The following is a 10,740-nucleotide window of genomic DNA, read 5'->3' as shown; positions in this document are numbered from 1 at the left end:
GAGACTCGAACTCGCGACAATCTGCTTGGAAGGCAGAGGCTCTAGCCAACTGAGCTATTCCCGCATCACATGGTGTTAAATTAAATTCTAAGTAGACACCAATTCTACAAAGATAATGGAGCGGGAAACGAGACTCGAACTCGCGACAATCTGCTTGGAAGGCAGAGGCTCTAGCCAACTGAGCTATTCCCGCATCACATTAATGGTGGGTCATGGAAGATTCGAACTTCCGACCACTCGGTTATGAGCCGAGTGCTCTAACCAACTGAGCTAATGACCCTTGGTTATATTTTCTAAATGGCGGACAGCGAGGGATTCGAACCCTCGGTACCGTTGCCAGTACGCATCCTTAGCAGGGATGTGGTTTCAGCCAGCTCACCCAGCTGTCCTTTCGTCCTTTGTTTGTGTTACCACAAATTCAGGACGGGAATTATAATAGCACCGTGCTTAAAATTCCCTTAAATTATTTAAATATTATAAAAAAAGTGAAAATTTATGCAATTTCCATGTTTTTTAGGATTTTTTCTACTACTTCTTTTGGGTTTTCTGATTTATAAATAGGTCGTCCTACTACAATAAAATCAACTTTATTCTCAATTGCAAAAGGAATATCTGCAACTCTTTTTTGATCACCTGCATCTTCACCAAAAGGTCTGATACCTGGACATAAAGTAATAAAGTTAGGATTTGTATTGTTTTTAATATCTAAACTCTCATAAGCAGAACAAACAACACCATCAACTGTTGCATTACAAGTATCAATAGCAAGTTTTGTAGCTTTTGTCTTAATATCTTCATTATATACTGCTTTAAATGCTTCATTATCAAAAGAAGTTAATGCAGTAACAGCAATAACTAAAGGTTTATTAGCAATATCTTTAATTCTTTGCATAACTGTATTCATAGCTTCAATTCCTGCACTTGCATGAACATTAAACATATCAACAAGTCCAAACTTTGATATTTCTTCTGCTGCATCTGCCATAGTATTTGGAATATCATAAAGTTTTAAATCTAAAAATATTTTAAAATTTGGATTTATAGCTTTTAAATCTTCTAAAAACTCTTTTCCATCTCTTATATAAGATCTAAGACCTACTTTTAACCATACATCAAAATCTTTAATTTGTTCTACTAATGCTAAGTTTTCTTTAGCTGTTGGTAAATCTAAAGATACACATAATTTCATATTACTACTCATAAACTAAGACTTAACAATTTTATCAAGTAATCCATTTACAAACTTAGGTGCACCATCACTTGCTAATTTTTTTGATAATTCAATTGCTTCATTTATAATAATTGCTCTATCTAAGTCTTCAAATAAGATTTCGTATATAGCTAATTTTAAAATAGATTTTTCAACAGAACCTATATCAGATATAGTTCCTTGTTTTAAATTTGTAATAATTTCTTCATCTATTCTTTCTAAGTTTGCAATAACACCATTAAATAATTTTAATGCAAACTCTTTTTGTTTATTTCTAATTTTTTTATCTTCTAAGATTTCATCAACAAATTTTACTATACCTTCATTACCTAAATCGTATGCGTATAATAAACCTATTACTGATTCTCTTGCTTGTGTTCTTGTTGCCAAATTATTTCTCCATTGCTTTATAAAGGTCTAACATTTCAATAATCGTAACCATTGCTTCTGCACCTTTATTTCCAACTTTAGAACCAGCTCTTTCAATTGATTGTTCAATAGTATCAGTAGTTAAAACACCATTTGATACAGGTTTCCCATATTTTAAAGCAACTGTTGCAATACCTTTTGTTGCTTCTGCTGAAATGTAATCAAAATGAGGAGTTGCTCCTCTAATAACTGCACCAACACAACAAATTGCGTCATATTTACCACTTGCTAATGCTTTTTCTAAAGCAAAAGGAATTTCAAAAGCACCTGGTACTAAAATTAAATCTAAATTCTCTTCATTTCCACCATGTCTTTTAAATGCATCTTGTGCACCCTCAACTAATCTATCTGTAATAATATGGTTAAATCTACCATTTATAATAGCAACTTTTTCGTTACCAGTTAATCTTAAATTACCTTCAATAATATTCATTTACATCTCCAAAAAACAAGCAATTAAAAGAAATTACTTATTATTATTTATTTATATTTTGCGATTATATCTAAATATTGTTTAGATTAATGAATTTAGTTTTTTTAATTAAGAATAAAGAAGTGTAATAAAAATAAAGAAGTGTAATAAAAGGATATAAAATCCTTTTATTTTATTTATAGTTTAATGCGTTTTGAATAGCAAATAAATCATTGATTACATTGTATAATTCATCAACTTGTACCATATTTGGTCCATCACTTAAAGCAACACTTGGATCTGTATGTGTTTCAAAGAAGAATCCATCAACACCAACAGCAGCAGCAGCTTTTGCAAGACTTGGAACTAAAGCAGAATTTCCACCAGTTGTTCCACCTGTACTTGGAACTTGTGCTGAGTGAGTTGCATCAAAAATCACTGGTGCATATTCTCTCATTGCAATTAAATTTTTCATATCAACTACTAATGCTCCATATCCAAAAGTATTACCTCTTTCACAAAGCCAAACACCATTTTCATTAGAAGTTTTATAGTTAACCTCATCAATTCCTCTAGTTTTTAATACTTTTTCAACTGGATGTTTCATAGAACCAGCTGCTAAGAATTGACCTTTTTTAATATTAATTTTACAATTAGTTTTTGCAGCTTCAACTAATAAATCAGTTTGTCTACATAAAAATGCTGGGATTTGTAATATATCTAATACTTCTCCAGCTGGTTTAGCTTGGTAAGATTCATGAATATCAGAAACTAGTTTGTATCCAAACTGCTCTTTTATTTCTTGAAATAATTTTAAACCCTCTTCTAATCCAGGTCCTCTATATGAATCTAAACTTGTTCTATTTGCTTTATCAAATGAAGCTTTAAAATAAAATTCAACTCTTTTATCTTCACTTAAAGGTATTAATTTTTCAGCAATTCTCATTACTGTGTCTCTATCTTCTAAAACACATGGTCCTGTTAAAATTTTCATTTATTTCCTTTTAAAAATTGTTCTTTTTTCTTCGCCTGTTAAAGCGTAATAAAATTCATAAATATTTTGACTAATATATTCTATATCGTTTATTGCATATTTATCACAAGCTAATAATAACTTATCGCCTATATTAATACTCTCTTCCCATTGGGGTAAAAGTATACTTTCTTTTTCTCTCTGTAAGAGCAATGGTACCACATTATTGCTCTGTTCTTTATTATGTAAAGACCTTGATAAAATATCTAAAGTAAGACTGTTTTTCTTTTCTAAATAGTTATATATCTCAGGTGTAGTTTTTTCATTAATTTCTACTTCAAATAATAATGGGTTATTATCAATTTTTTCTATTAATCTTCTTACTAGTTTTGAAGCCCAAATATTATCTTGTTTTATAATCATTCTTAAAAATATATCTGATATTGGATTGATTAAAGCATTTGCTGTTTTATTTATTAAAATCTTTGAGGGCATAAAAAGATGGTCAATATTAGCATTTTGAAAAATAGAATAATCTTCCATTTCATTTTCTCTAACTATTGTCATAATTTTAGGATTTAGTTTTTTTGCAGTTGCAACTATTGATAAATTTGTTATATCATCATCAGTTGCTGCTACAATTGCAACACTATCTTCTATTCCAATATCTAATAATGTTTGTCTATCATCAGCTGTACCAAATGTAATATCTAAATTTTCTTGATTCAATTGTTTTGCTACGTTTTTATCAATTTCTACAAGTTTTACATCAATATTGTTTTTACTTAGTTTTTTATAAATACTTTTTCCCATTCTTCCATAACCGCAAATTATATATTTACCACTTGGAAATAAAGGTAGCTTTGAATCTAAAGTATCAATTTTATAAAGCCATTTTTCTAATCTTAAAATATTTGGTGAACTTAAAGCCATATTTATCTCAGAAGAAATGATAGAAAAAGGATTTACTATTATTTCAACATCTAAATCTTTTAGGTTTTCTGTATGATTTAAAGTAGTTGATTTTGATGCAATTATTACATGTTTATTAAGTAATTTTGATATTAATGAAATCTTTAAATTTAAATAATCATCTTCAAATAAAGAAACAACTGCTTTACAGTTTGTTTTTTTTATTCCTGATAACTCTAAAGATTTAAGTGAATAATTACTTGTAAGTAAAATAGGTACAAAAGGAGTGAAGTTTTCTAAAAGTAAAGCATTCTTTTTTGCTTTATCTGTTTCTATTACAACTGTTCTTAAACCTTGGTCTAATGATTTTTTTATTATCTCACTAGTGATTTGGTTATATCCTAATATGATAATAAATTTTTCTTTTAAGTTTTTCACTTGTCTTTTAAATTTTGCTTTTTCTATCTCTTTTAAAAAAAGCTGGTCTTGCAATAAAGATACTAAAGACCCTATTGCATAAAACCATCCAATTACAGTAAGATAAATTGATAAGGTTACCCATATTCTTTGTGAATATGTAAATTCAAAAGGAGTCTCACCAAAACCAATTGTTGTTGCTGTATACGTTACAAAATAAAAAGCATCAAAAATACTCATATGATAAGTATTTCCATTTGCATCTACACCATCAATTATCAGTAAACCTGCAATTGCAATAGTGTATGTACTTATAATTACTAAAAAAGGTACTCTCATTCTAGATAAAATGATAAAAAGTGAACTGTTTTCCAAAATAAAATCCTATTTTATCTTTTTGATTTTAGAGTATCCCCTATATATAAAGCAACTGAGACAATATTTGCTAATAATGCTCCACCTGATAATGATACTATTGTAGATATAGTAGCAGCATCCATAACATATACATAAGTAGCAACAGTCCATACAATAGCAGCTGCTATTAGTTGAATATCTGCAACAAGTGATGTTGCTAAAAGAACAGAACCCATTTGAGTTTTATCCCCTATTTTAAGTACAGTTGCAATTATATTTATAATAATTGCTGCAAATAGTTCATACTTACTATGTGAATCAAGTGAATACATATCACCATAGAAAAATCCAAAGTTAACTGTCATAGCAAGGATAATAAAAAACCCTGCTATAACCTTATCAAGATTCATGGTGTTCATCCCCTAAATCTTTTCCAATATCTAGTCTTCTCTTAAATACCTCATCCATATTATCATGAACACGTGAATCTCTATCTAAAAATAAAATTCTATGTTTATTTAATTGATTAATATTTTTAAGTCCCATAATAGCAAGCATACCTCTTACACTTTTTAGTAAGTTATTATGATAGTTTGTAACTTTTTTTGCTTGCTTATACACAAAGTATTTTTTTCTTTTACTTTTATTTTGAGTAGCTAATCCCACTGGACAATCATGACCTGTTGTACCTGAACAATATCTTGCTCTAATACAACCAGCACTCATCATAAATCCTCTTGCAATTTGAACAAAATCTGCTCCTAAAGACATAGTAATAATAATATCATCAGGTGTTAAAATTTTACCACTAGCAATTAGTTTTACTTCTTCTCTAACTCCATAGTCTCTTAATACTTTATCAGCTAGATAAATTGAATCTTTAATATTTAATCCAACTCTTTCCATCATTTCAATTGGAGCTGTTGCACTTCCACCTGAACCACCATCAATAGAAATAAAATCAGGATACTTATCATTTCCTTCATCAATTCTTCTTTTTATCTCTTTTACATAAGGTTCAATATTTTCAAGATCTGAAATAACAATTTTTACACCAACTGGTTTTTCTGATAATTCTTGTAACCTTCCTATAAAATCAAATAACTCTTCAATAGAGTTAGCATATGGAAATCTATTAGGAGAAAAAACATCTTTATTTGCTTCAACATTTCTATAATAAGCAATTGCAGGAGTAACTTTATGAGCTGTTAACTTCCCACCTGTTTGTTTTGCACCTTGAGCAATTTTAATCTCAGTCATTTTACAAAATCTCATAGTTTTTTGATATCTATCTGGATCAAAATTACCATTTTTATCTCTTGCACCATATAAACCTGAACTTAATTGTAAGATAATATCTGCCATATCTTCAGGAACTTCTTTTGGGAAATCCTCTAAAGGGGCATCCCAATTTACTCTATGAAATAATTGTGACTTTAAATCAAATACATAAGTTTCAGCTTCTGGGTCTTTTTTAAATACTAGACTTCTATATACATCAGCTGCCATTGCACCATTAAAAAATAGGTCAACTAAATCTTTTACTTTTTTCTTAAACTCTGTACCATGAACAATTTTCATATATTCAGGTTTATAAGATTGATGTGTTACAAAAAAGTTAGATGTTAAACCACCCTCACCTGAATTAATAGGAAATGCTCCCATTTGTGCACCACGAACAAAAGCTCTTGTACCTTCTGGTGAAATAGAACCATCACTCATTGCAGATCTTGAAACAATAGTTTTAGCAATATATGGATTTTTTCTTTTTGCTCCAAATATAACTTCAAACTTATCATCAACTTCATTATCATTTAATACAATATTTGCATGTCTTATCATAAATTTTGGTTTAGGCAAGGGTTGTGATGGTGAAAATGATGCATAATTTGGTGCATCACTTGCAGCTTTATAAACCCAGTCTAATTTGTCTTTTGACTCATAAAATTTCTCATCACCAAAATATTGTCTAAAAGGTTCACGTGCCTCTTCAAAAACATATCTAAGTCTTCCAATTATTGGATAATTAACTAATAATTGATGATCTCTTTGTACATATTTATCATGAACATACCATGCAATCATAATAATTGCAAATAGTATCCATGAAGCAGTAGATAAACTAATTTCCATTTTTTTCCTTATTACTATTTTTACTTGAAACTAAAAGTCCACTAATAACGATTAAAAGTATACCAAAAGATATCCAAATATCAGGGAAACTATCACCAAGAATAATCCCTAATATTATTGAAAATGCTATATTACTATATGATATAGTTCCAATAATTCCAGCTTTAGCATTTGAATATGCTTTTGTCATATATATTTGGGCAAGTGTTGCAAAAACACCCAATAAAACAATGTAATACCAATCATTAGCTTGAGGCATTACAAATTTAGCAAATAAAAAATCTAAATCTGGGTTAACATAAAAGTTACCTATAATTAAAAGAATCATTGGTCCAATAGTACCAATTGTCATAAATGATAAAACAATTGCTCTTGAATCATAAAATTTTCTTAATTCTCTAATTGAAGTATATGCCAATCCTGCACCTACTCCACATAAAATTCCTAAATAATCTGTTTTATCTAATGATGAGCCATCAAATTTTGTTATAAATAAAATTCCGACAAAACCAACAAATACACCAAACCATCCTTTTACACCTAATTTTTCTTTTACAAAGATATAAGCAAAAATAGCTGTAAAAATTGTAGAGGTTTTAGAAAAAGTCATTGCTTCTCCTAAGGGAATCTGTGCAATATTATAAAAGAAAAATAATAGTGCAATAAATCCAGCCATTCCTCTAAAAATTAAAAGTCCAACTTTTCCACCAATTTGATTTAATGGTTTATTATATATAGAAATTAATATTAATATTACTCCAAAAACGTTTCTGAAGAAAACAACTTCAACAGAACTCATAGAGTCACTCAATTCTTTTGCTACTGCACCCATTACTGCAAACATAAGGGAGGCAAAAAGCATATATTTTACACCTAGTGCAACTTGTCTATCCATACTATATCCTATTTTAAAAACGTGATTGTATTGCTAAACATATTAAAGAAAGATTATTAGTTTTTTAGCTTAAAGCATATTTTAGATATTATATTGCTTTTATATATAAATAAGATAGACAATTGTAGGAATAATATGAAATATTTAAAGATTATTGGAAAGAATAAAATCTCAGGGGAAGTAATAATTTCTGGTGCTAAGAATGCAGCTTTGCCTTTGATTGCTTGTACAATCTTAGCGAAAAATGAAATTAGTATTGGTAACTTACCTGATGTTGTTGATATTAATACATTTTTAAAACTAATTGATAAATTAGGTGGAACATTTCAAAAGAATGAAGGTCGAGTTACGATTAATCCATCTACAATAAATAAAACAACAGCAACGTATGATATTGTAAAAACTATGAGAGCTTCGATTTTAGTTCTTGGACCAATTCTAGCAAGATTTGGTTATTGTGAGGTTTCACTTCCTGGTGGTTGTGCAATTGGACAAAGACCTGTTGATTTACACTTAAAAGCATTAGAAGCAATGGGTGCAAAAATAGTAATAAATCATGGATATATTGAAGCTTCTGCACCTGATGGTTTAAAGGGTGCAAAAATTGTATTTGATAAAGTTACTGTTGGTGGAACTGAAAATACAATTATGGCAGCTGCTTTAGCAAATGGTGAAACAACTATTATTAATGCTGCAAAGGAGCCTGAAATTGTTCAGCTTTGTGAGGTACTTGCAAACTCTGGTGTTAAAATAGAAGGTATTGGTTCTTCAAAACTTATTATTCAAGGTTCAAATAAAGAATTATTAGAAATAAAAGATTTTGATGTAATTCCAGATAGAATTGAAGCAGGTACATATATGTGTGCAGCTGCTATTACAAATGAAAAACTAAAAATTTCAAAAGTTATTCCACTTCATTTAGAGTCAATTATTTCAAAATTAGAAGAGATGAATTTTCAAGTTCTTCAAGATGAAGATTCAGTTACGATATTACCAACAGATGAAATTAAACCTGTAAATATTGTAACAACAGAATATCCAGGATTTCCAACAGATATGCAAGCACAATTTATGGCACTAGCAACTCAAGCTAATGGTGTTAGTACAATTGATGAAAGATTATTTGAAAATAGATTTATGCATGTTAGTGAACTATTAAGATTAGGTGCTGATATTCATGTAAATGGAAATACTGCAACAATTAATGGAAAAGCGAATACTTTAAAAGGTTCTGATGTTATGGCTACTGATTTAAGAGCATCATCAGCATTAGTATTAGCAGCATTAGTTGCACAAGGGGAAACTAATATTCATAGAATTTATCACTTAGATAGAGGATATGAGGACTTAGAAGGTAAACTTACTAAAATTGGTGCAGAAGTAAAAAGGTTTACTGAATAACACGATTTTAAATGAAATACAATTTACAATATTGTTTTTCATTTTTTTTAAGTATAAATTAACTAAAATTAATCAACTATATAAAAGGTGATATTATAAAAATGAAACTAGAAATTTCTTTATTCAAATTTGATTGTAACTCTGATTATTTACCATATTACACAAAGCATTTTTTAAAAATAAATGATGAAAAAACTTTATTAGATATTTTAAATACTATTAATAAAGATGCTAAGCTTGGATATGAAAATGATGAAAACTTTGATCTTGTAGTAAATGGTGTATATGTAAAAGCATCAATTAGTATAAATGATTTAGTTAAAAACTTCACAAAAGAAATTACAATTGAACCAATTTCAATTAGAAGAGCAAATAATGATTTAATCATTGATGATAATGATTTTATAGAAAAATTAGAATTATTAAAAGATTTTACAACACAAGAAGACATAGAAAAGTATAAAATACTTAAAGCATATTTTTATGCATCAAATACATTAAACTATAAAAGTGATTATATTGGTGATGCATTACTTTTATTAGCATTTGATTTAATTCAAAAAGATATATCAAATGAAAAAAGTATTTTAAATATTATAAATGAGTATGAAATTGGTGCACAATATCATACAAGTTTAAAAAATAGAATTTTAGACCTTGATGAAGAAGTTGAGAGAAAAATCACTAATATCCAAGATAAATTACAATTAAGAGCATCTGTAAGCAAACAAAACTTTAGAGTAAATAATACTTTAATTATTGACTTTGGTGAACTAGAAGAATCAAATGAAATAAAACATGATTTTAAAGATTTTAATATTGTTTATTATCCATCTTTAAATATTGAAAAAACTCAAACTCTTTTATCAAAACTTAATGCAAATATTTTAAATTTAGATACAACAAAATTAGATTTAGCAAAAAATACTTTTGCAGTAAATCCTGATATTACATTTCAAATAGCAACTACTATTATTTTAGATGCATTTGATAATAATGCAGACTTTTTATTAGTTGATAATACAAATGACTTCTATTTATTTGATTATAATAGAAAAGCATTAGAGAAATGTTCAGGAAGAGAGATTATTTTACCTGTTATTCATGTAAATGAATTAGAAAAACTAGCATCAGGAAAACATGATGAAGCAAGAAAAACTTTAAACCTTCACCAAGTTAATCCAGAGATAATCTAAAGTTCTACAATGGTATTAGATACAACTTATATAATATTATCAAGTTTGATAATATTATCACTAATACCTCTTTATATTTACAGAAAAACAATCTTTAAATCTATTTATAAAAAGGGTGAAATAGAACTTTTTATAAAAGATTTAAAACTACATATGAAAACAAATCATCCAAAAATTAATATTGACTACTCTATTATTGAAAAAACACAAGGTGAAAAAGACATTAGAATTAGAGAAACACTAATTGTAGAAGATGTTATAAATCAGTTTTTCAACTATGAATATACAAAAAACACGCAAACTGATATAAAAAGAGAAAATCATTGGCAAGGATATGATGAGAATTCAAAATCTAATCCTAAAACGCCAATAGATTGGCCTAAAAGAAAAGAATTTGCATTTAAA

General features: G+C 28.2%; 11 protein-coding genes and 3 tRNA genes. 3 read left to right on the top strand and 11 right to left on the bottom strand.

Features of this window, described 5'->3' with window-relative positions:
- Positions 1-116 precede the first annotated feature (116 nt).
- The 11 genes from ACERKK_RS07095 to ACERKK_RS07045 all read right to left on the bottom strand — a co-directional run bounded on the left by ACERKK_RS07095 (position 117) and on the right by ACERKK_RS07045 (position 7,738).
- Positions 117-193 (bottom strand) — tRNA-Gly (locus ACERKK_RS07095).
- A gap of 10 nt (positions 194-203) precedes the next feature.
- Positions 204-280 (bottom strand) — tRNA-Ile (locus ACERKK_RS07090).
- A gap of 18 nt (positions 281-298) precedes the next feature.
- A tRNA-Ser gene (locus tag ACERKK_RS07085) sits at positions 299-389 on the bottom strand.
- 104 nt (positions 390-493) lie between these two features.
- Positions 494-1,189: an orotidine-5'-phosphate decarboxylase gene (gene pyrF / locus ACERKK_RS07080; RefSeq protein WP_373772385.1), complete on the bottom strand. Its 696-nt coding sequence runs from the start codon at positions 1,187-1,189 to the stop codon at positions 494-496.
- A gap of 15 nt (positions 1,190-1,204) precedes the next feature.
- Positions 1,205-1,600 (bottom strand): transcription antitermination factor NusB, encoded by a 396-nt coding sequence (gene nusB / locus ACERKK_RS07075; RefSeq protein ID WP_373772384.1) that lies wholly within the window; start codon positions 1,598-1,600, stop codon positions 1,205-1,207.
- Position 1,601: 1 nt separating this feature from the next.
- Positions 1,602-2,072 carry a 6,7-dimethyl-8-ribityllumazine synthase gene (gene ribH / locus ACERKK_RS07070; RefSeq protein WP_373772383.1) on the bottom strand — a complete coding sequence of 157 codons (471 nt, stop codon included), beginning with the start codon at positions 2,070-2,072 and terminating at the stop codon, positions 1,602-1,604.
- Positions 2,073-2,244: 172 nt separating this feature from the next.
- The gene (gene kdsA / locus ACERKK_RS07065; protein WP_373772382.1) at positions 2,245-3,045 is read right to left on the bottom strand and encodes a 3-deoxy-8-phosphooctulonate synthase; all 801 of its coding nucleotides are present in this window, start codon (positions 3,043-3,045) and stop codon (positions 2,245-2,247) included.
- Positions 3,046-4,728 (bottom strand): TrkA family potassium uptake protein, encoded by a 1,683-nt coding sequence (locus ACERKK_RS07060; protein WP_373772381.1) that lies wholly within the window; start codon positions 4,726-4,728, stop codon positions 3,046-3,048.
- A 14-nt stretch (positions 4,729-4,742) separates the two neighbouring features.
- The gene (locus tag ACERKK_RS07055; RefSeq protein ID WP_373772380.1) at positions 4,743-5,120 is read right to left on the bottom strand and encodes a DUF6394 family protein; all 378 of its coding nucleotides are present in this window, start codon (positions 5,118-5,120) and stop codon (positions 4,743-4,745) included.
- Positions 5,110-6,843: a glutamate synthase-related protein gene (locus ACERKK_RS07050; protein ID WP_373772379.1), complete on the bottom strand. Its 1,734-nt coding sequence runs from the start codon at positions 6,841-6,843 to the stop codon at positions 5,110-5,112. Before ACERKK_RS07050 ends, ACERKK_RS07055 begins: the two co-directional genes overlap by 11 nt.
- On the bottom strand, positions 6,833-7,738 hold the full coding sequence (locus tag ACERKK_RS07045) for a DMT family transporter (protein ID WP_373772378.1): 906 nt from the start codon (positions 7,736-7,738) through the stop codon (positions 6,833-6,835). The genes ACERKK_RS07050 and ACERKK_RS07045 overlap by 11 nt, the downstream gene beginning before the upstream one ends.
- 135 nt (positions 7,739-7,873) lie before the next feature.
- Between ACERKK_RS07045 and murA the strand changes: the two genes are divergently transcribed.
- The 3 genes from murA to ACERKK_RS07030 all read left to right on the top strand — a co-directional run.
- The gene (murA, locus tag ACERKK_RS07040; RefSeq protein WP_373772377.1) at positions 7,874-9,139 is read left to right on the top strand and encodes a UDP-N-acetylglucosamine 1-carboxyvinyltransferase; all 1,266 of its coding nucleotides are present in this window, start codon (positions 7,874-7,876) and stop codon (positions 9,137-9,139) included.
- 101 nt (positions 9,140-9,240) lie between these two features.
- A complete protein-coding gene (locus tag ACERKK_RS07035; protein WP_373772376.1) occupies positions 9,241-10,335 on the top strand; it encodes a hypothetical protein in 1,095 nt (364 codons plus the stop codon).
- Between the two features lie 9 nt (positions 10,336-10,344).
- Positions 10,345-10,740 (top strand): hypothetical protein (locus tag ACERKK_RS07030; protein WP_373772375.1); only part of this gene is annotated, 396 nt, incomplete at its 3' end.

The organism is Poseidonibacter sp. (genome assembly GCF_041821165.1).
GTDB lineage: Bacteria > Campylobacterota > Campylobacteria > Campylobacterales > Arcobacteraceae > Poseidonibacter.
This window is presented reverse-complemented; position numbering and strand designations above follow the sequence as displayed.